Origin of the sequence: Gracilimonas sediminicola, from assembly GCF_024320785.1 — a bacterium.
Taxonomy (GTDB): domain Bacteria; phylum Bacteroidota; class Rhodothermia; order Balneolales; family Balneolaceae; genus Gracilimonas; species Gracilimonas sediminicola.
Map to the genome: position 1 here is coordinate 1,035,357 of NZ_JANDBC010000001.1, position 22,144 is coordinate 1,057,500.

The window sequence follows — 22,144 nt, forward strand, 5'->3', positions numbered from 1 at the left end:
GATGAACCATACAGAAACCACTTTTGATACTATGCCGGACCTCCAACAAGCTGAACATATTCTTCATGATGTTTTCGGTTTTGAGGTATTCCGGTCGCTTCAAAAAGATATAATTGAAAACGTTCTTCAAAAGCGTGATACCCTTGCCGTAATGCCTACCGGTGGCGGTAAATCACTTTGCTATCAAATCCCTGCACTCATTTTTGATGGACTTACCATTGTTGTTTCTCCTTTAATTTCACTGATGAAAGATCAGGTTGATCAACTTACCGCTTATGGAATTTCCGCTTCGTACCTGAACAGCTCACTTTCGCCTCGGGAATACCAAAACACGCTCGACCTCATCCGCAGGAACAAGCTGGACCTTCTGTATTTGGCTCCGGAAACTCTTTTGAAAGGCAATGTCCTGAATCTGCTTTCAGGACTTAATGTTGAATGTGTGGCCATTGATGAGGCCCACTGTATTTCGGAATGGGGTCACGATTTCCGGCCGGAGTACAGGCAGCTGGCTGATGTCACCAATCGATTCACCAATGCAGTTACCTTAGGACTTACTGCTACCGCAACACCCCGTGTTCAGGAAGATATTGCGACATCTCTGGGGTTGAAAAACGCCAATACTTTTGTCGCCAGTTTCAACCGTGAGAACCTGTACCTGAATGTAGAATCAAAAAATAGCGCTCTTCAGCAGGTGATTAATTTTATACGAAGACACGAGGGGGATTCGGGTATTATCTATTGTTTTTCCAGAAAACAGGTGGACCAACTTTCACAGGATCTGAATGCAAATGGATTCAAATCCCTGCCCTACCACGCCGGACTTGGAGAACAGGAGCGCGCCCAAAACCAGGATGCCTTCATCAAGGATGAGGTGGACATTATTGTAGCCACTATTGCATTCGGTATGGGTATTGATAAGCCGGATGTTCGGTTTGTTGTGCACCATGATATGCCAAAGAATATCGAATCGTATTACCAGCAAATTGGCCGCGCCGGGCGTGATGGGCTGCAATCCGATTGCCTGTTTCTGTTCAGTTATGGAGATGCTGCCAAGATCCGATACTTCATTGACCAGAAAGCGGAAGCCGAACAACGGGTGACAGAGCAACACCTGCAAAAGCTGATGGAGTATGTGGAGGCTCACCAATGCCGGCGTATCAAGTTGCTGCAATATTTTGGAGAACATTTCAATGAGCCCAATTGCGGAATGTGTGATTTCTGCACCGGCGATTCGCCCGAAAAAGAAAACATCACCATTCCTGTTCAGAAATTCCTGTCAACAATGGCGCGGACTGACCAAAAGTTCGGGTATCACCATATCAAAAATATCCTGGTCGGTTCACGCCGCAAAGAAGTTCTTAAGTTTGGGCACGATCAGCTTTCAACCTATGGAATTGGAAAAGAATTCAGCCGACCGGAGTGGAAACAGCTGTATCGCGAACTCATGAAACAAGACATCATTGTTAGAGAGTTTGAACATAAAAGTTTGAAGCTTACTCCCAAAGCCGTGGAAATCCTCAAGGGTGAACAGGAGGTTTTTGGAGTGATAGAAGAGCCTCAGAAAAAAGCGCAAACCGGAAATACTAAATCTGAAATCGAGTCGCTCGACTTCAACAAAAACTTATTTGCCTTACTAAAGGAAAAGCGGATGAATCTGGCTCAACAGCAAGAGGTTCCGCCCTACGTTATTTTCGCAGACACCACGTTGATCGAGATGGCTTATTATTGTCCCCAGTCAAGCGAGAGTTTTTTGCAAATTCATGGGGTTGGTCGTGCAAAAGCGGAGAAATACGGCACGGCTTTTCTTGACATCATTATCGGCTTCAGTAAGGAACATAACCTGGAAGAAAGATCAAAGTCTGACCGGAAAAGAAAAAGTACCGTTCGGAAAACCTTAAGCAAAAGCAGTCGTCCTTATGAAGTGGGACAATTGTTTTGCGAGGGAGGCAGCATCTCGGATATAGCTGCAAAAATCAGTGTTAAGGAAAGCACGGTTGTTGGGTATTTAATCAAGTTTGTAAGAGCAGGAAATACGATACCCACTGACAAGATCTTGCAAGCATCGAACCTGAGCAGTTCTGAGTTGAAAAAGGTAAGGAAAGCCTTTGATGAACACGGGACTGAAATGCTTCGGCCTGTCTTTGAAGCCCTTTCCGAAGAAATAACTTATGATGAATTGAAAGTGGTGCAGCTGCATTTAATTTCAGAAGGCTGACCATTGGCGTGATGAATATTCTCAAACTTGTGAAGCACAAGCTTTTTAATTCTGCCTTTTATCCCTAAAAGAAGCTAAGGCCAATTAATTAGGTTTTATAAACTCACTTATTGGTTTTGCACATTGGGGTAAAATAATGCTTTCGGCGTTTCTGAAGGGTGTTTTTTAAAAAATTTATGAAAATCTTCTCTAGTTTGAGTAGAATTATAATTTTGAGACATTACTGTAGACAACTTTTCATTAAAACGTAACAACGAAAACATATACTCTTTGTATTCTTCTTTATCTGGGCCAATAGAATAAGACACCTTCCCTGTCTTTTTGTTTATTGTACATTCAAACAAGTCTAAAAGTGCTAAACCAGTTTCTAAACTATAGTCAAAATCAGGTTTCTCTAGCATTAATCTTGTAATAAAAACTGCCGAAAAACTCGGCTTTGATTGGAATAGATCTCGGTATTTATTTAATAATTCTGATAAGTATCTACCAGGAAACGACGAGATTGAAACTGCTATTGCTATTTCATTTGGAAACCTTTCCACAGTGTTTTTATCAGGTATAGAAGGTAATTTTACAATATACTCTGCCATAAAAAATTCTTGTAAAGATTTATGAGCAAACATGTACTTATTATATCCTGATTGTAAAAATAATCCAGTATGTGTTTCTAATTCATCTACTACTTTTTTCACCTCTCCTCTTGGTAAATCAAAGTTATCACAAATGCTAATGTAACTAGTTATCATCTCTTCTTTAGTGAATAAATTCTTACTATTTGTATCGGAAAGTTCAAATGCAAAAGCACAAAGAAAATCGTATTTCCTATCCGTTTCAAAATTGGCATAGCTTGAAGATCTTTTTATAGATCTCTGTTGATCCCACTCTTCAAGCATCAAATCTATTACTTTTCGATAAACAGTTTTCGGCTTTTTAGGTATATCCTTAATTCTTTCATAAATAGCACACAGATGAGCAATTGTCAGTGGTCTTATAGCTGTATCAAAGAAAGGAGATTCTTTTATTTTTGAAATAAAGTCATCAGCTTCCCGGTCATCTTCTAGCCATTTATATGCAAAGTCAGAAATTTGCCTCTCCTTCAAGGGCTGAATTTCCAGCTCTCTTGTGTTTGGAATATGATAATTAAAATCTCCGCTTCTTGAGGATAGTATAAACCTTGAATTGCTCAGAGCTTCTGTAAGGAGTCTTACTTCTCTTATTACTTTTTCCTTTATCTCAATACTGGGTAATTCATCAAATCCATCTAGAAGTAATAAAACACTTTGAGTCTCTAAAAAGCCAAGAATCAGTTTCTCTTTAGCTACCTTAGTTTGCCTTTTTAATTCATCCTCATCAATCTTAAACTCATTTTTCTTAAGGTTTTTTGAAATTCCCAACCCAAAAATTTTAATCAGTTCGTCTATTATTAGACTATCATATTCAAACTCATTTTTTACAGATATTTCTCTGAATTTGATCAGAACTGGATAATGAATTCTATTTTTAACACTTGATTCAGAATCATCAAACAATAGGTCATTTATTAGATATTTCAATGAAGTAGTTTTTCCAGCTCCAGGCTGACCAAGTAATACAATATTATCCTCAAACGAGATTTCTTTTAATTTTAAAGATTTACTTTTTTCATTAGTTGAAATCCTTTGACGAGCAGGGATTAGCTCCAAATCTAAATGGATATATACATCCGTAATACTTTTTCTTTCTCTAGCATCCTTAAATGAAACTTCTTTTGCCCAATTTGTACATTTAGTTAAATGAATATTCAATGATTCTTGAATATCAGTAAGATCCTTGTCTAAGCTAAAGTCTAAATCATTAAGAATAGACTTTGATTTTTCTAGACCAAACCCAATTATTTTATCTAGTAAAACCCCTTCTATCATGAGTATTGATTAATTAAAAAAAGCACGAGTTCATCACTCGTGCTCTAAAAATACAATTTTCACTTACTTTAACTAATCGATCCGGTTCAAATACCTGAAGAAATCACTGTCGGTAGAGAGAATGACGTTTGTTTGATCGTCCATGGTTTTCACATAGGCATTCATCGAACGCATAAACGAATACAGCTCTCTCGCTTGGGGCGATTTGTTATAGGCTGCATTGTAAATTGCTGCTGCCTGGGCATCGGCATTACCGCGAATAATTTCGGCTTCCCGGAATGCCTCAGACTGAATGCGGGCAAGGTCTCTTTCCTTTTCACCATTTATTCGTGACGCTTCACCCTGACCTTCAGACCTGAATTCATCCGCTATTCGGTTTCGTTCAGAAATCATACGGTCGTACACCGTTTGGCGCACATCTTCCACATAATTTACCCGCTTGATACGGAAGTCCAGAATCACAATTCCCAGGTCTTTAGCCCGCTCGTTTCCTTTTTCCTGGATTTCATCCTGAATGAATCCACGTCCTGTTTCGATGGTCTCCAGCGAATCTTCCACCACTTCTAAAATAGCGGCCCCGGAAGTATCCGGTTCACGGTTGCTGGTTCGTACAATTTCCAGTAAATCGTGAGATGCAATCGCGTTTCGGGTTTCCCCATCCAGAATATCATCAAGACGAGACTGGGCCCCGCGTTCATTGCCTAATCGTTGGTAAAACTGCAGGGGATCTGTAATCTGCCAACGCGCATAGGAATCCACAAAAATGAATTTTTTATCACGTGTTGGAATTTGATTGCGATCTCCATCCCATTCCAGGTACCGCTTCTCGAAAAAGTTGGCCGTTTGCATGAATGGAATCTTGAACTTCAAGCCCGGTTGTGTGATTGCTTCTCCAACAGGATCACCAAACTGAGTGATGATAACCTGCTCGGTTTCGTGCACGATGTAAAACCCATCAATTGCTGTTAAAAACAGTACTAAACCAATTACGACGGCAATTATTCCTTTTGCTTGGCTCATCTTAGTTACCTCCGTCGTTTTGATTAGTTGAACTGCGGGCTCCATCTAACTGAAGCTGAAGCAGTGGCAACACATTGTTTCCGTTTTGATCTGTAATAATCTTCTTACCCATTTTTGGTATGATATCTTCCATGGTCTCCAAAAAGATCCTTCGTTTTGTAACCTCCGGAGCCTTTATGTACTCGGAGTATAAATCGTTAAAGCGAGATACTTCACCCTCGGCTGTATTCACACGCTCCGAAGCATAACCTTCAGCCCGCTGAATGGTTTCCTGGGCTTCCCCTCGTGCTCTTGGAATCACACGGTTGTAATCGGCCCGGGCTTGGTTAATCAACGTTTCTCTTTGCTGTTGTGCCTCGTTAACCGCATTAAAGGATGGCTTCACCGGATTCGGTGGATTGATATCCTGCAGAACCACCTGCTCAATGGTAATCCCCATTTCATATTCAGTAACCAGAGATTGAATGAGCTGTTGTACCTGTATAGATACTTCGGCACGGCCAACGGTTAGTACTTCGTTTACGGTACGATCACCTACAATTTGGCGCATCGCAGCCTCTGAAATATCTGATAAAGTAGATTCGGCGTTACGTACTTTAAACAGGTAGCTGTATGGATCATTGATTCGATATTGAACCACCCATTCCACATCAGCAAGATTCAAATCACCGGTTAACATTAGCGATTCGTCCTCATACCCAGCTTTCTGATATCGTGTTTGAACGCCGGCCTGAACCGTACGATATCCAAATTCTTGTTTCAGTTGTCGTTCTACGGGAACCAATTCCACCTGATCGATGAGTGGTAGTTTATAATTTAATCCCGGTTCAACGGTTTCTACAAATTTACCCAACCGCACTACAACTCCTACTTCTTCGGGGTCAACCGTGAAAAAGGTAGAAAAGCCGAGCAGAGCAACAATCAACCCGCCAATAATAAGCCGGATGTTTTTTGAAATCTTCTCGAACTGCGGCGGTACATTAAAATCAAAATTTTGATCTTGAGCCATGTTCTGTTTTTTGTGATTAATATTATCAAAGCAACTCGCTGGCAGCCTGTTTTAAATGGTGCGATTTGCCTTATTCTTTTTTTAAATCTTCAGGCATATGATAGTAGTATCATCCGCCAATTGATAGTTACTGAATTTCTGAACAGTCCGTTTTATTTCCTGTGCAATTTCATTAGCTGACAGGTTTTCTGTATCAATTGATTCTATCAGCCTCGGCACTTCATCAAAACCAAAACGTTCGCCCTTTTCATTCACTGCTTCCGGTAGTCCATCAGAATACAGGAGGAAGAAATCTCCTTTTTTCATAGTGATAGTTTCGGCATTGTATTTAACTCCCGCTCTCAGCCCCAATGGGAAAGCTGGAGCCGGCGTATGGATATATTCTGCAAGGCCGTTTCTCTTTAGAATGGGGCGGCAGTGTCCCGCATTGGCAATGCTCATTTTCATGGAATCAAAATCGTACCGGGCCAGTGCACAGGTGATGAATGTTCGTTTGTCTGTTCTCGAAAATATCGGCTCGGTAATCTGTGACAATACCTCGTCCGGCATATCTTCCTTCATTCTGGATAGCAGCAATCCACTGGTAAATACAGCCGGCATTGCCGCCCGCATTGCCTTACCGGAAACATCCACTACAACCATTGTCAATGCTGTCGCCTCTCCTTGTCCATTTTCTGAAAGCACGTAATCAAAATAATCGCCGCCTACCTCAAACGAAGGTAGAAAAAATCCATACACATCGATTCCATCAGCTTTGGGGGGCTGAAGGGGCATCAGCTTATACTGGCTTTCGCGAGCTATCTCAATTTCTTTTTCAACCCGAAGGTGCTGGGCTATTCGTTCCTCATATTCCGGGATGTATCCTCCAACTTCGGAAACGGAAAATCCATATCGGTAGGCAATAAACCCATAAATCAACGGTCCCGCCAAAACAAATGCCTGAACCCAACTCACATAGGCTACTTCCATCGACTCAGAACCGATGTAAGGCTGAATCATGAAGAACACATTGAAAAACCATAAAGCGGTACACACACTGAGTAATCCAAACTCCCGGATTGCATAAATCAGGACAACGGCTATGCCCAGATAAATCGCCAGGTCTTCAAATACCGAGCCGCTTGTACCTATAAGACGCCCTAAAACGGTTATACAAATACCACTGAATATGATTGAAAGAATTCCAACCAACCAATCCCGCTTAACCCAATGATTAATGATTGAATACACAAACCCTATTTGTGCAACACACACCAACCAGGTAACCGTCAGCGCACTCATATTAATAGTCAACAGCCTGGGTTTAATACTTGCCTCTGCAAAACCAAACTGGCTGTCGATTTGGATCAGGTAATCTCCCATTAAATATATTAATGCTGACATGATTCCAATGAGAATCCCACCAACCGCAAAACCGTGGATAATACCGGCCCCGGTTTCACTAATAAAAAACTTTCGCTGCCACAGTGCATCAATTACATCAACCTGTCTCTGTTTTTGAGAACGTGCCAGTGCCTCCCAGCTTATATAGGCCAGTGAGCCATACAGCCCAACCACCAAAGCAAATAACACGCTGTTTATGGTAGCCCCAAATAAACCTGCGTTACTCAGAAAATCATTAAATGTGTAATAGAAGAAAATGGCACGCCAGCCATAGGTGGTTAAAGCCACAACTATGAAGATTATAAGAGCACGTCTCCATTCTACTTTTCCTTTAAAAATGTTTTGAATCCCAACCGTAAAGACCAGAATTGCGAGGATAAATAATGCTACAAAAAGAGCATACGAAAAGTATAAATCGCTATCGTCTTCAATTGACGTACTGGCTTGCAAGTTTTCGGGTTCAAACTGGTTCATCGCTGCAAACGACTCAATACTGAATCCGAATTCGGTCCTGAATCCGGACTCATTATCAATTTCCCGAACTACAGGCTTGAGATTCAGTGATAGTAACTCGGGCGTATCCGTTACACCAGGCTTCCTTTCCCAGGTAATATCGAGGGTATTGGCACCCCCATTTTCCAGTATTACCCTGTCATTTCGCTCTTCCAGGATTTCAAAAGTGGAATCATCTGAATTTTCTTCTACGATTTCATATTTATCGAGGTCATATCCTAATGTATTTCCTACCAGCTCGTTTGCAATTGCTAACAGGGAGTCGCCTTGTAAAAAGGTTGGATTTGGGTTTTCATCATGAGCGTTTAGTCGAATCACCCGTCCCGAATTGGAAACATTAAGCTGGAGCCGGCCTACATCATCAAATAACTGCCCCGTTGAGGCGAACATACCGTTATTTCTATTTTTGCTACCTATAATCGTTTCCCAGCTTTGGATGTGCACGTTTGCTTTGTTCAGCTTTGCCGGATTTGTTTCATCCGTCAACGTGTCTTGCAGGGTTTTCAGGTATTTGAGATGCTGTTTTCGCATCGTCATCATGGCGAGAGAATCGGTGGAGAACCCAAGCCGGGGTGCAATATCCGCAAGCCGTTCCTCAACAGTTTCTTTGCTTTCTGATATGGGACCAGCCGCATAGAATTCAATATCGGGACGGACAAGAAAATAGCTCGCCAACCCGGCTAATCCACAAAAAAGTAATATAAAAGTACGTCGGTTTAACAACGAAATGCGCCCTAATTAATCTTGTGTCATTAAAAAATGACCGGAGTTAACAGTAATAAAAGAAGCTACGATTTTTTGAAGGCTTTGTTACTAACCTTTTGGCCTGATTTGCATAAAATCAGTTATTGGATCCCTGTTCCCGAATAAACTCAATTTTGAAGACGCTTCCTTTCGCCTTCGAACTTTCCAAAATTTCGAAATCACCTTCCAGCTGGCCGGCTAACGTTTTAATAAGCGTGGAACCCAATGAGTCTGAATCTGTGAACTTATCGACTTCGAAACCTTGCCCTGTATCAGAGATGATCATCTTTATTTTGCCGTCCTCTTCAGTCATCTTCACATTAATCTTGCCCTCTTGCTGACCCTTAAAAGCGTGTTTGAAAGCATTCACAATTAGCTCATTAATAAGCAGTGAACAAGGAATAGCCTGATTGATACTAAGAGAAATCGGATCTACATCCGCAGAAAGTTTAATATTCTTTTGGCCATTCATGTGCATACTGCTAATGGCCTGTAGTAAGTCGTTTACATATTTGTCGTAGTCAATGTAGGCCAGCGATTCGCTTTCATATAGCATTTCGTGCACTAAAGCTATCGACTGAATCCGCATTTGGCTGTCGCTAAGTGCTTTCTCTACCTCGGTATTCTTGGCGCTATAACTTTGCAGTTGAAGCAGGCCTGAAATAACTGCAAGGTTATTTTTTACCCGGTGATGAATTTCTGCCAGCATCACCTCTTTTTCTTTAAGGGAACCCCGAATTTCTTCTTCCTGCTTTTTGCGCTCCGAAATATCACTGGCCACCGAAACCGTCCCCACCTTATTCCCTTGCGTATCCATTAGCTCTGCCTCGGAAAACAAAACCGATAGTAAATGTCCCTCTTTGTGGACCAGTGAAAACTCAAAGGACTTTTTGTCCTTTCGGTTTTGCTCATATTCCTTCCTCATCCCTTTCATATTATAGAAATCTCTGATAGGGCGGTGAGTCATTTCTTCTACCCGATATCCCATAAGATCGGCGGCGGCAGAATTAACCCTGATCAGGGTGCCATCGTTATCCGTTACAAACAACGCCTCCTGGATAGATTCAATGATATTATCAACATATGCTTTGGAGACGGTCTTTTTTTGAAGTCCGGCTGCCATGGAGTTAAATGCCTCGGAAAGTTCGCCGATCTCATCTTTGGAAGCCACCTCTATCCTTTCATCCAGCTTTCCTTCACCCAGTTTCTTGGCTGTAGCGCTCAACCTCGCCAGGGGATTTGCAATAGATCTGTAAATATAAACGGCCAGAACAATCGCCAGCAATACAGAACTCAGGGTAGCGATATAGTTTATTAGCTCTGCCCTCTCCAGTGAGTTCGTAAGCTGAACGTTCCGTTGTTCCTGAATGGACAACACAAAACTTCGAAGCTGAGTTATTTCCGGAATGATGTTATTACGGAAGTATGGTTCAATTGAATTGATGAACATGATATTGGCCTGGGCAAAGTCTTCCTCTCCAAGATCTAACCACTGTTTTGCTATCGATTTGTACACTTCGTAGCTCATCAGCAGCTCATTCACATCCTCCGGTAGTCGCTGATCCTGAACCAGCAGATCTTCCAGTTTTGCATAGGCCGTTTCAAATTGCTTCAGCTCTCCTTCAAATTGTGAGATAAGCTCTACTACAGCCGGGAGCTCTTGTACGGTATCGTAGTTTTTTTCTACTACCAGGGCTTCTCTTATTCCGTTTAAAAAGATCAGGCTTTGGAATAAGCTGCGCTCCATTTCCCCGGTATAAATCACAACTTCGGAAGCCTCATTAACCGATCGTAGCTGTTCCTGTCTAATTTCCGATGTGAATTGATCAGAAATAAACCCAACAACAGCCAACAATAAACTGATGCATATAAAGCCAATGATAATTTTTGTACCGAGTCTCAAGGCCAATAAAAATTAAAGAGTTGAACGCCTTCTATGATATAGATTCCAAGTAGGAATCTCTACGATCTTAAAATTAAAAAAGACTCATGTAACATTTGGCACCAAACTTAGAAAGAGAGCAACTCCTCTATCTTACCGGCAATTTTGTCGGTTGTTGGCAGCACTGAGTTCATCAGGTTAACATTATAAGGAACAGGGATATCGGGCATAGTTATTCGCTCAACCGGTGCATCCAGGTAGGTGAAGGCTTCGCGCACAAGAACGGCAGCTATCTCCGCACCAAAGCCGGCAGTTTTGTTATCCTCATGGACAATCAAACAGCGGTTTGTTCGGCGAATGGAATCCAAAACAGCTTCCTTATCCCAGGGCATCAATGTCCTGAGGTCGAGCACATCTGCAGAAACTCCCAGTTCTTCAACGGCGGCTTCACTTCGTTCACACATAGCTCCCCATGTAACAATGGTAAGCTCCTCTCCTTCTCTCAGCTTTTTTGCTTTTCCAAAAGGTACAATAAAATCGTCGCCCGGATATGGTTTGCGGGCATACTTTGCGTCTAATAAATTCCGATGCTCAAAAAAGACCGTTGGGTTATTACTTCTCATGGCTGACCTCAACAAACCAACCGCGTCTTCAGCATTACTGGGCATGGCTACCTGCCAGCCGATGGCATGGGTAAAAAATACTTCGTTACTCATACTGTGCCATGGGTCTCCACACTTGGCAAACCCTCCGGGCATACGAACTACAATGGGAGCAGCAAAACGGTTCGCTGTTCTCCACCGTGTTGTACCGCAGTTGTTGAGCTGCTCGGTTGCCGGATCTGCATATTTCCTGAACTGTATTTCAGCGACGGGCATTAATCCTGAATATGCCAAACCAACGGCCCGGCCGATAATCCCTTCTTCCGAAAGGCTGGTATCAAATACCCGATCCTCTCCAAATTCAGACTGAAGATCCATTGTAGCTGCATGAACACCTCCTTTCATGCCAACATCTTCCCCAAAAACCATCAGCTTTGGGTTGGTTTCCAGCTCATACTTCAGCGTTCGGCGGATCGCTTCTACAATATTAATGCGCTGCTTTTCAGGCTTCGCTTCTTCGGACGACTCCGGAAAGTCATGTCCTTCAGCAACAAGCCCACCAATGGTCTGGATTTCATCTTCCGCGAAAGCAAACTTTTCGGTTTGGGATGTATCCGGTTGTGGACGGTTCAAGGCTGCTTCTGCCGCTTCTTCAATAGTATCTTTAGCCTTCTTTTCCCAGTTCTTCCAGGTTTTTTCGGTGATCTGATCTGGCACCATATAGGCTTTCAGTTTTTCAAGCGGATCGTTTTCTTTCTCTTTCTCAATTAACTTCTCATCCTTATACGCCTGATTATCCTGGTAGGAATGTCCGTTTAGTCTTGGCACAGTTAACCGAATAAGGGCAGGGCCTTTTCTTCCCCGAACGTAATCAACGGATTCTTCCAGCAACGATGCAGCTTCTTCAGGATCGGTTCCGTCTCCGTCATAGATTTTCAGGTTGTTAAAAGACTGCAGGTTGTTGCTGATTTTTCCACCCGGAGTTTGGTATTCGCTTGTAACCGAAATTCCGTATCCATTGTCTTCAATATAAAACAACACCGGCAGGTTCTGGGTGGTGGCAATTGTCAATGCCGACCAAAATCCATTGGTGGCTACCGATCCATCACCACCTAAAATTACAGAAATAGCTTTTTCGTACTCTTTTTCTTTAAGCACGTTTTTTCGGTATTCAATCCCCTGAGCCCAACCAATGGCGGGTGTATATTGGGAACCTACGTCCCCGGCCATCGGCAATACTTTGGGGCCATCGGCATCCGGTTTATTACAAACCACTCCAATATCACGTCCGTCGCTGTAGCCTCCTGACTTACCCATGGGGGCCGCCATTGCATCTTCTTCGGAAAGCCCAAGAGTTAGCAGCAGAGGACGGGAACGGTAATATGCACTGGCTGAGTCGTGCTTATTGGTAAGCAGCTTTCCTAATAAAATCTGTCCAAGCTCATGTCCACGAGCAGAAAACTGATACAGTACTTCTTTATTAGGAACCAGCTCATTTTCCTCCTTATCGTCCATTGCTCTTGAGGTAAGCATGAGCCGTGCAACGTCTTTCCAGTCAACGTCTTTAGTTGTTTTGTTCTTCTTTTTAGATGCCGTTTTTTTCTTGGCCATAAATAAAACTCTTTACTGCTTACTTCTTAGTTACTTCTAAAAATGATTGTTCAAAATGGTCCATTTCTTCTGAAAGACCCACCGTAATCCTGATGCAATTTGGCAGTCCAAAAGCATTGATTCGGCGCAGGATTACTCCCTTTTCCAACATACTCTGGGTGAAATCTATCGCTTCCTCTTCCGATGGAAGAACCATCATTACCGAGTTTGAAATTGATTTTACGTAGTTAACATTTTGTTCATCAAAAAACCGGTACAACCGCTGCTTACTTTCTTCAACAACATCAGTACTTTTTTGCAGAAACTCATGATCGTTGTATGCTGCAAGTGCGGCCGCCTGCCCCAGTGTTGTGGGCTCAAAAGTGAGTTTTGTTTTCATCATATTGCTGATGAGTTCTTCATTGGCAATTGCATATCCCACTCTGAATCCGGCTAATCCGTAAGCTTTCGAAAAAGTTCTCAATACAATGATATTGTCATACTCATAGTCCAGAGCTTGCGGATAATCCTCAACGCCTTTTGTGTACTCAAAGTAAGCCTCATCCATCACCACAAGCACATCTTCCGGCACTTGCTGCATAAACCATTCAAATTCTTCTTTATTGATATAGGTGCCGGTAGGGTTATTGGGATTGGCAATATACACCATTTTGGTGTGCTCATCGATGGCATTGGCAATGGCTTTTACATCATACCGGTAATCCGGGGTCATGGGGATTCGCTTCAAGTGAACCCCTCTAACCCCTATCTGCACAAAAAACCCTACAAAGGTTGCATCGGCTGTTACCGCATTTTCTTTATTGAGGAAAAACGTTTTACAGAGAATAGAAATAATACTTTCTGATCCGGAAGCGAGTAATACATTTTCACTGTTTACCCCATTTCGTTCCGCAATGGCAGCTCGAAGTTTCCGGGCAACCGGGTCCGGGTAATCCTGAATTTCTTTAAACGCCTCATCAATTGCGTTTTTAACTTTTGGGCTACATCCCAGTCGGTTCTCGTTGGAAGCAAGTTTGGCTATTTTGGTGGGTTTGTATAAATCTGCTACTTCTGCAATAGTCTTACCCGCAACATAGGGTTTTAGCGTTTCTATATTACTGGGTACTAACGGTTTACCAGTTTTTGTAGTCATTAAGCCTTAACTTACTATTTAGGATTTTTAACAGTGTGGAAATTTACCACTAAAAAAGCGCTTTTTCCAAGCTCGCGCCAACTTATCCGAACTATTTGTAAATGCATTTGTTTGAGTCATTAAATCTAACAACAAAAATACCAACATATTAATGAGTAAGACGATTTTAGTTACCGGAGCCAGCCGCGGTATAGGATATGAAACTGCACTCAAACTGGCTTCAGAAAATCACACCGTTATTGCTACTGCCCGTTCACAAGATAAGTTACAGGAACTTTCAAATACTGCTGAGAACGGAAAAATCATACCTGTTACGGCTGATCTAACGAAACCGGAAGACATTACCAAAATCGCTGCTGCTGTAGAAAGCACGAAAGGTCTGGATGGGTTAATCAATAATGCTGGGGCTGTTCATCGGCAAGCTTTTATGGATACCGACATCGAAGTATTTAAAAAGCTCATGGATGTGAATGTGTATGGAATTGTTCGTCTCACTCAAGCACTGAAACCACATCTCAGGAAGGGAAGTCATATTCTCAATATTTCCAGTATGTCGGGATATCAGGGCAGTTTAAAATTTGGGGGATTATCTGCTTATGGTGCCGCAAAAGCTGCCGTGGTTGGCCTGTCTGAAGTGTTGAGTGCCGAATTCGCTGAAGATAATATTGCCGTTAATTGTTTATGCATCGGGGCAGTACAAACCGAAATGCTGGAAAATGCCTTTCCCGGCTTTGAAGCTCCGGTTTCCCCACAACAAATGGGAAGCTATATAGCGAACTTTATCCTGACCGGACACCAATTTTATAATGGAAAAGTATTACCGGTAGCATTAAATGATCCGAGTTAGTACAGGATGGTATTGGCATTTATTATTTACTAACTTCGGTAAAATCTAAAATTCTATGAGACTATAATGCGTACACTTTCAGCACTCTTTCTTTGCATCACGATCATCTTTTCAGCAAGCGAAGCAACCAAAGGTCAAACAATTGAGCTTCTGGCAGGCAATACATTAAACGGAGCTGTAAACGGGACCCTCTTAGGAGGAGCTACGATGGCTTTAAATAATAGCTCTGACTTTGCTCCTTTACGTGTTGGTGTGGGGCTTGGAACTTTGTATGGAGTGGGAGTGGGAGCTTACGATATAGCTTCCTCCGGTGGACAGCAACTGATTGTGCAGGGTTTATTTAATGATGGAAACAACACCAGCATTATTGTTTTGCTGGATACCTTTTATGGAGCAGCTGCCGGTGCCGTGGTTACAACATCCGTGATGCTGGTTGCCAATGAGCCGTTAGTAGAAGGGTTGCAATATGGGGCCGGTATTGGAGCATGGGTAGGTTTCGGAGTAGGGCTCATTGATGCCTTTGCTCTTTCAAAACGAGTTACTCCTACATCCACTGCAAAGAAAAGCTCTGTTCCTAATGCTGATGGATTAGTAGGCATTCAATTTAATAATAAAACCAGCCTTGGTTTAGTTTCTCCGGCCATAACCACTACCTATCAAACAACCGATAGCGGATTATCACGCAAATTCAACCCTTCTGTTAACTTCGTTAACCTGAAAGTTAATTTTTAGGCTCAGCCAGTTTTTTAATGATTGCCTTCGTTGTTTCCATATGTCCGGATAAGGAGTGATGCAGGCCATCCGGAAGGTAGTTCCAGGCATTAGGCTCACCTTCTCCCATTCGTTTTGCAGATGCATCCACTATTGCCCCTTGCTTACCGGAAACTAAATCCTGCACCGGACCTAAATCCTCCGGTTTGATGGTGAAATCATAAAGCAGATTCTCTTCCAGCATTTCATCAATAACAGGAGCAGGTGTAATCCAGATCAGCGGGTTTTCCACTCTTGATTCCAATACTGATTGGATGGTTTCTATATTCTCCCAGGTTTCTGAAAGAGGTAATAAGGTACGATCGGGAGCAATATTTAACCGCTGTGCATCAAAAGTGCCTAATGCTACAATTACCCAATCCGGTTCATGAACCACTACATCGCGATCAACACGGCGTAGAGCTTCTGCCGTTGTATTGTAAGAAACACCCGCATTTATGAAATTGAAATTGGCTTTTTCCACTGATATTTCCAGTACATGCTTCAAAATGGTAAACCAGCCCTGTGCATCTTCCGTGTTTGAGTCACCAAAGGCTACGATGGTTTCTTCTCCATCCATGGGAAGTTTATCGAGGCAATCTACAATTTCATCTTCCTTAAGAATCTCCAGTGCAGCCTGCCGGGCATTTTCGTCATAATTCTCTCTGTACTCTTTGAGCTCTTCTTCTGTAATTCCAAATAAACCGGCTTCCGATTTTGCATCATTTTTACCGGGGAAAAGAGGAATTCGTTTTGTAATGTGATAGAAAGGCAGCATAAACTGCTCCAGAATTCCTTTTTCTTCGTCCGTCGCTTTTTTATTCGCCATTTTGCTATGTGTGTTCTTTTATAAGTTTGTCTGCTAATTTTTTAACGCCAGTACCTGCATTCTCTTTGTAGTGTTCCCATCCGTCAAAGTCATAAAGTTGAGGGTCAGAGGGGTCAATGATGTATTTAGGGATATGTGTTTTTGCATAATCAATCAATCCCGCGGCCGGATAAACCACTAAAGAAGTACCCACCACAATTAGAATATCAGCAGTAGAAACTTCGATGGCTGCAGGTTCTATCATCGGTACTATTTCGCCAAACCAAACTACATGCGGTCGTAGCTGAGCTCCATCTTCAGCAGTATCTCCCCATTTAATGGGGTCAGCACCAATATCGATTACGACAGATTCATCCTCAACACTTCGGGCTTTTGTAAGCTCCCCGTGTAAATGCAGAACCTGAGTGGAGCCGGCTCGTTCATGTAAATCGTCAACATTTTGAGTAACCACAGAAACGTTGAAATGATCTTCAAGATCGGCTAATGCTTTGTGAGCTGCATTGGGTTTGGCTTCCGCAGCTTGTTTTCGTCTGAGGTTATAAAATTCGAGAACGTTTTCGGGATCTTTATTCCAACCTTGTATAGAAGCCACTTCGTTGACATCGTATCCTTCCCAAAGTCCACCGGAATCCCTGAATGTAGAAAGGCCGCTCTCTGCACTTATTCCGGCCCCGCTAATTACTACGATCTTTGGATCAGGCATTCACCATTGAAAGTTTAAACCAGGAACTGTCCATTTTATACTCTTCCACCACATCAGCATTGCCACCATACTTATACGTTTGCATGATAGTGTTAACTTCATCCTGTAACGTTTTGATAGCATTTTGAATCAGTTCATTATTAAATCCCTGATCTCCAAGGTTGAGTGTAAATTCCATAGAAATAATGCGGCCTAATGCTCTGCCAAGTTCTACCAACTTACGTTGTGGCATTTTTGGATCAAGCTCGAAGTTCAATCGCTCTTTAAAATATTCCGAAGAGCGTGAAGTGAGGTGGAATTCACTTAGGAAATCATGAAGATTATTGTTTTTCAGCTTTCGCATCATCTTCAACACCGACTCACTGATTTGTTGATAGAGAATGTCATTAGATCCTTCAAAAATTTGAAACGGCCGGCTGTCAATAACCGAACGGCCGGCAATGCTATCCAATCGGTAGCCCATAGCTCCTTTCAGTTGTAACAGTGATTGTGATGCCCGTTGCATGTAATCCGTGACAAGTGCCTTAATAGCATTGGCCTCCAGATCCATTCTGGAGGTATTTTTTTCTAACGGAATGTTAGAACTGGTAAAGTTGCACATAGCTGAACAGACTGTAAAATAAGCCTGAATTTCAGAAAGCCGGCTTTTAACCTGATCGTAATTGATCAGGCTTTGTCCACCTACGAACCTTTCCTTGCAATGCTCCATGGCTTCATCCATCATACGACGAAGGAAACCCATCCCCATTCCGGGAAACTGAAGCCGGCTTCGGTGAAGAAGGTCCAGCATCATGGTAACTCCTGTGCTCTTGGGCTGGAGCTTGTGAGATTCATCAACTTTTATATCAATTTTGTTTTTGCCATAAGGCAGCATGTAAAGTCCAAGATTGTTGTAGTATTCTTCTACTTCAATACCTCCATTTCGGGTATCGTGTATAAAGAAAGATATATCCCGGCCCAAGTCGCCTTTGTCGTTCATATTTCGTGCTGTGATCAACCAGTAATCTGCCATACCGGTAAGCCCACCCCAGTGTTTGGTGCCTTCTATTTTGTAGGTATCATCGCCGATTTTCTGATAGGAGGTTTGCATCTTCAATGCATCAGAACCAAAATCAGGCTCGGTAATCATTAACCCACCCAACTTATTGGAATTTATTACACGATTGAAAATATCTTTCTTTACCTCTTCATTTGCATAGTTTGCAACAGGCTGAAGAAATAATGCTCCGTTTATTCCCATCATAAGGGACAAAGGTAAAGACTCATAAGAGCTGGCTTCCAGCATTGCGAGTGCTTCAGCAGTATGCCCGCCATAACCACCGTATTCAGATGGGATAAAAGCACCCAGAGGAGATAAATCCATAATCTCTTTTAACGTGGATTCTTCAATTCCTCGTACCAGTGTATTTTCTTCCGCTTCACTACTCTGTGAAAAAATATCGAATAGCTTTTGTTTGTAGTTTTTCAGGAATTTTTGGAAATCCATTGCCATAACTTCTGCTTAATTTAAAATCACTTTTTTAACAACACTATTTAATATAAGCATTCCAACCTGCGTTTTCTGTAATAGTTTTACAAAAAACTTGTCTTACCCCTATAAAAAAAGCCTCTTCGTTGATTGGAAGAGGCTTAGGGGAAAAAAGGAAGAAGGCGACGACCTACTCTACCCCTTGCGGGAGTACCATCGGCGCTACAGGGCTTAACGTCCGTGTTCGGGATGGGAACGGGTGGGACCCCTGCGCTAGAGTCACCTTCAATAAAATCAGTACATGTAATGTCTAAAAAAACGTTCTTTGACATGATGAGGCCAGCAATAGTAACGGGGTTTATAAACTTAGCTGATTACAGGGGGAATGCACGGGGACCCGTGCAAACCATATAACCGAAGCCAGTGGCCTAATTAGTATAGCTCGGCTAACCATGTTACCATGGGTACACCTGCTACCTATCTACCTGGTCGTCTCCCAGGAGGCTCTTAGGGAATACTTATCTTGGAGCGTGCTTCGCGCTTAGATGCATTCAGCGGCTTATCACTTCCGCACATAGCTACCCTGCGATGCATGCGACCACACAACAGGTACACTAGCGGTGCGTCCACTCCGGTCCTCTCGTACTAGGAGCAGCTCTCCGCAATATTCCTACGCCCACAGCAGATAGAGACCGAACTGTCTCACGACGTTCTGAACCCAGCTCGCGTACCGCTTTAATTGGCGAACAGCCAAACCCTTGGGACCTTCTCCAGCCCCAGGATGCGATGAGCCGACATCGAGGTGCCAAACCTCCCCGTCGATGTGAACTCTTGGGGGAGATAAGCCTGTTATCCCCGGAGTACCTTTTATCCTTTGAGCGATGGCCCTTCCATGCGGTGCCACCGGATCACTAAACCCAACTTTCGTTCCTGCTCGACCTGTGTGTCTTGCAGTCAAGCACCCTTATGCTTTTACACGCTACGCACGATTGCCAACCGTGCTGAGGGTACCTTTGGGAGCCTCCGTTACTCTTTAGGAGGCGACCGCCCCAGTCAAACTACCCACCATACACTGTTCCTCCGTTGCCCGGAGGTTAGAATTCACCTGAGGCAAGGGCGGTATTTCACTGGGCGACTCCCCCCAACCTAGCGATCAGGGTTCAAAGTCTCCCGCCTATGCTACACATGCATCCGGTAAAGCCAATGTAAAGTTGTAGTAAAGGTTCACGGGGTCTTTTCGTCCCGCTGCGGGTAATCGGCGTCATCACCGATACCACAATTTCACCGAGCTCATGGCTGAGACAGTGCCCAAATCGTTACACCATTCGTGCAGGTCGGAACTTACCCGACAAGGAATTTCGCTACCTTAGGACCGTTATAGTTACGGCCGCCGTTTACTGGGGCTTCAGTTAAGGGCTTCGCCGAAGCTAACCCCCTTCTTTAACCTTCCAGCACCGGGCAGGTGTCAGTCCCTATACATCGCCTTGCGGCTTAGCAGAGACATGTGTTTTTGGTAAACAGTCGTTTGGGCCTTTTCACTGCGCCCCGAACGCCCGAAGGCGCCCAGGGGATCCTTCTCCCGAAGTTACGGATCGAATTTGCCTAGTTCCTTAGCCATGAATTACTCGAGCACCTTAGGATACTCTCCTCACCCACCTGTGTCGGTTTGGGGTACGAGCGGGTTGTACAAACTACGACGCTTTTCTCGGCAGCGGGATTACCTCCACTATCTCCTTGCCCGCAGGCTCAGAGTACTGTCGGGGTTCAGCCTTAACGGGAGGCGGATTTGCCTGCCTCCCAGCCTACGCCCTTTAACGTGCATTCGTCAGCACGCGGGAGTGTCACTTCTGCGTCACGCCTTAGCCTGGCGTACAACTCGGTACCGGAATATTGAACCGGTTTGCCATCGGCTTCGCCTTTCGGCTACACCTTAGGTCTCGACTAACCCTGATCCGATTAGCGTTGATCAGGAACCCTTGGGTTTATGGTGGACGGGTTTCTCGCCCGTCTTCTCGTTACTCATGCCTACAGTTTCGCTTCCAGGGGCTCCACGGAGTCTCGCGACTCCGCTTCTGCGCCCCTGGAATGCTCCCTTACCTCCCCCGATAAATCGGGGGACCACAGCTTCGGCAGTATGTTTAATGCCCGTGTATTATCGACGCCGGGCCGCTTAACTAGTGAGCTATTACGCACTCTTTAAAGGAATGGCTGCTTCTAAGCCAACCTCCTAGTTGTCTGGGCAACCCAACTTTCTTTGTTCAACTTAACATACATTTGGGGGCCTTAGCTGGTGGTCTGGGTTGTTTCCCTCTCGCGACGGGACGTTATCACCCCGCCACTGACTGCCTGGTGGCTCTCTGCCGGTATTCGGAGTTTGTCTAGGGTTGGTACCCGGTGAAGGGCCCTAGCCTAATCAGTGCTCTACCTCCGGAGAGACAAAACCAGACGCTATACCTAAATATATTTCAGGGAGTACGAGCTATTTCCAAGTTTGATTGGCCTTTCACCCCTATCCACAGTTCATCCGAAGACTTTTCAACGTCTGGCGGTTCGGGCCTCCATGGGGTTTTACCCCCACTTCACCCTGACCATGGATAGCTCACTTGGTTTCGCGTCTGCCCCGCTGTACTGCACGCCCGTTTCAGACTCGCTTTCGCTGCGGCTCCTCCGCTTAGCGGATTAACCTCGCACAACAGGAGCAACTCGTAGGCTCATTATACAAAAGGCACGCCGTCACCCCTCAAAGAGAGGCTCCGACCGCTTGTAAGCACACGGTTTCAGGTACTATTTCACTCGCCTTCTCGGCGTTCTTTTCACCTTTCCCTCACGGTACTGGTTCACTATCGGTCATACAGATGTATTTAGCCTTACCGGATGGTGCCGGCTGGTTCACGCAGAGTTTCACCTGCCCCGCGCTACTCAGGATACCCGCCTCTCCGCTCGCCGTACGCCTACAGGCCTTTCACCTTCTGTGGGACTGCTTTCCAGGCAGTTTCGACTTAAGCTCGCTTCGATTATGCAGGTCCTACTACCCCGACTCCCCGTAGGAAGCCGGTTTGGGCTGCTTCCCGTTCGCTCGCCGCTACTAGGGAAATCACTGAATTGTTTTCTTTTCCTGGGGGTACTTAGATGTTTCAGTTCCCCCCGTACGCCCTCCTCGAAAGGAGTATCCTCCCGGTAAACCGGGAGAATGGGTTGCCCCATTCGGAAATCCACGGATCATTGCTCGTATGCAGCTCCCCGCAGCTTATCGCAGCTTTACACGTCCTTCATCGCCTCTGTATGCCTAGGCATCCACCGTGTGCCCTTAGTATGCTTCTACTATATGGTTTGCACGGCGTCTCCGCCGCCAAACCTACTCGTATTCATGCTATTGGTTTATTGTGGGCCGGACGGGGACGAACCTGTCCGGCTACCTTGGCGTAGTACGCAATCCTTAGTAACCTAAGAAATGCGCCCTACTATCTTTTGTCGCACATACAAGATGTGCGACATCAGACCTATTACTATTGCTATATTGCTTCATCATGTCAAA

13 protein-coding genes and 2 rRNA genes are annotated in these 22,144 nt (G+C 44.0%); 3 read left to right on the forward strand and 12 right to left on the reverse strand.

Translation table 11 applies throughout. The features are described from left to right. Position 1: 1 nt before the first annotated feature. Positions 2-2,215, forward strand: a complete 2,214-nt coding sequence (gene recQ, locus NM125_RS04655) for a DNA helicase RecQ (protein ID WP_255133329.1) — start codon at positions 2-4, stop codon at positions 2,213-2,215. 107 nt (positions 2,216-2,322) lie between these two features. Here the strand turns inward: recQ and NM125_RS04660 are convergent, their stop codons facing one another. The 7 genes from NM125_RS04660 to hisC all read right to left on the reverse strand — a co-directional run bounded on the left by NM125_RS04660 (position 2,323) and on the right by hisC (position 14,012). After that, a complete protein-coding gene (locus NM125_RS04660; RefSeq protein WP_255133331.1) occupies positions 2,323-4,116 on the reverse strand; it encodes an NACHT domain-containing protein in 1,794 nt (597 codons plus the stop codon). A 72-nt stretch (positions 4,117-4,188) separates the two neighbouring features. Next, entirely contained in the window at positions 4,189-5,136 is a 948-nt protein-coding gene (gene hflC, locus NM125_RS04665; RefSeq protein ID WP_255133333.1) for a protease modulator HflC, read from the reverse strand. Between the two features lies 1 nt (position 5,137). After that, positions 5,138-6,145 carry an FtsH protease activity modulator HflK gene (hflK, locus tag NM125_RS04670; RefSeq protein ID WP_255133335.1) on the reverse strand — a complete coding sequence of 336 codons (1,008 nt, stop codon included), beginning with the start codon at positions 6,143-6,145 and terminating at the stop codon, positions 5,138-5,140. An 81-nt stretch (positions 6,146-6,226) separates the two neighbouring features. Next, the gene (locus tag NM125_RS04675) at positions 6,227-8,716 is read right to left on the reverse strand and encodes a PP2C family protein-serine/threonine phosphatase (protein WP_255133337.1); all 2,490 of its coding nucleotides are present in this window, start codon (positions 8,714-8,716) and stop codon (positions 6,227-6,229) included. Between the two features lie 166 nt (positions 8,717-8,882). After that, positions 8,883-10,688 carry a histidine kinase dimerization/phosphoacceptor domain -containing protein gene (locus tag NM125_RS04680; RefSeq protein WP_255133339.1) on the reverse strand — a complete coding sequence of 602 codons (1,806 nt, stop codon included), beginning with the start codon at positions 10,686-10,688 and terminating at the stop codon, positions 8,883-8,885. 107 nt (positions 10,689-10,795) lie between these two features. After that, positions 10,796-12,880 (reverse strand): alpha-ketoacid dehydrogenase subunit alpha/beta, encoded by a 2,085-nt coding sequence (locus tag NM125_RS04685; RefSeq protein WP_255133341.1) that lies wholly within the window; start codon positions 12,878-12,880, stop codon positions 10,796-10,798. Between the two features lie 19 nt (positions 12,881-12,899). Continuing rightward, positions 12,900-14,012: a histidinol-phosphate transaminase gene (gene hisC / locus NM125_RS04690; protein ID WP_255133343.1), complete on the reverse strand. Its 1,113-nt coding sequence runs from the start codon at positions 14,010-14,012 to the stop codon at positions 12,900-12,902. A gap of 151 nt (positions 14,013-14,163) precedes the next feature. Between hisC and NM125_RS04695 the strand changes: the two genes are divergently transcribed. Next, positions 14,164-14,859 (forward strand): SDR family NAD(P)-dependent oxidoreductase, encoded by a 696-nt coding sequence (locus NM125_RS04695; RefSeq protein WP_255133345.1) that lies wholly within the window; start codon positions 14,164-14,166, stop codon positions 14,857-14,859. Positions 14,860-14,925: 66 nt separating this feature from the next. Further along, positions 14,926-15,591 (forward strand): hypothetical protein, encoded by a 666-nt coding sequence (locus NM125_RS04700; protein WP_255133347.1) that lies wholly within the window; start codon positions 14,926-14,928, stop codon positions 15,589-15,591. Here NM125_RS04700 and NM125_RS04705 read toward each other — a convergent pair. The 5 genes from NM125_RS04705 to NM125_RS04725 form a co-directional block, all read right to left on the reverse strand. Beyond that, the gene (locus tag NM125_RS04705; protein ID WP_255133349.1) at positions 15,581-16,438 is read right to left on the reverse strand and encodes an SGNH/GDSL hydrolase family protein; all 858 of its coding nucleotides are present in this window, start codon (positions 16,436-16,438) and stop codon (positions 15,581-15,583) included. The genes NM125_RS04700 and NM125_RS04705 overlap by 11 nt on opposite strands. Before the next feature lie 4 nt (positions 16,439-16,442). Beyond that, complete coding sequence (locus tag NM125_RS04710) at positions 16,443-17,141, reverse strand: SIR2 family NAD-dependent protein deacylase (protein WP_255133351.1); 699 nt, start codon at positions 17,139-17,141, stop codon at positions 16,443-16,445. Further along, positions 17,134-18,627 carry an acyl-CoA dehydrogenase family protein gene (locus NM125_RS04715; protein ID WP_255133353.1) on the reverse strand — a complete coding sequence of 498 codons (1,494 nt, stop codon included), beginning with the start codon at positions 18,625-18,627 and terminating at the stop codon, positions 17,134-17,136. Before NM125_RS04715 ends, NM125_RS04710 begins: the two co-directional genes overlap by 8 nt. Positions 18,628-18,786: 159 nt before the next feature. Further along, positions 18,787-18,896 (reverse strand): 5S ribosomal RNA (gene rrf, locus NM125_RS04720). Positions 18,897-19,020: 124 nt separating this feature from the next. Beyond that, a 23S ribosomal RNA gene (locus NM125_RS04725) occupies positions 19,021-21,931 on the reverse strand. Positions 21,932-22,144: the final 213 nt, after the last annotated feature.

Coding starts and splice junctions, on each gene's coding strand:
- recQ (WP_255133329.1), top strand. CDS start 2: ATGAACCATACAGAAACCACTTTTGATACTATGCCGGACCTCCAACAA.
- NM125_RS04660 (WP_255133331.1), bottom strand. CDS start 4,116: ATGATAGAAGGGGTTTTACTAGATAAAATAATTGGGTTTGGTCTAGAA.
- hflC (WP_255133333.1), bottom strand. CDS start 5,136: ATGAGCCAAGCAAAAGGAATAATTGCCGTCGTAATTGGTTTAGTACTG.
- hflK (WP_255133335.1), bottom strand. CDS start 6,145: ATGGCTCAAGATCAAAATTTTGATTTTAATGTACCGCCGCAGTTCGAG.
- NM125_RS04685 (WP_255133341.1), bottom strand. CDS start 12,880: ATGGCCAAGAAAAAAACGGCATCTAAAAAGAAGAACAAAACAACTAAA.
- hisC (WP_255133343.1), bottom strand. CDS start 14,012: ATGACTACAAAAACTGGTAAACCGTTAGTACCCAGTAATATAGAAACG.
- NM125_RS04695 (WP_255133345.1), top strand. CDS start 14,164: ATGAGTAAGACGATTTTAGTTACCGGAGCCAGCCGCGGTATAGGATAT.
- NM125_RS04700 (WP_255133347.1), top strand. CDS start 14,926: ATGCGTACACTTTCAGCACTCTTTCTTTGCATCACGATCATCTTTTCA.
- NM125_RS04705 (WP_255133349.1), bottom strand. CDS start 16,438: ATGGCGAATAAAAAAGCGACGGACGAAGAAAAAGGAATTCTGGAGCAG.
- NM125_RS04710 (WP_255133351.1), bottom strand. CDS start 17,141: ATGCCTGATCCAAAGATCGTAGTAATTAGCGGGGCCGGAATAAGTGCA.
- NM125_RS04715 (WP_255133353.1), bottom strand. CDS start 18,627: ATGGATTTCCAAAAATTCCTGAAAAACTACAAACAAAAGCTATTCGAT.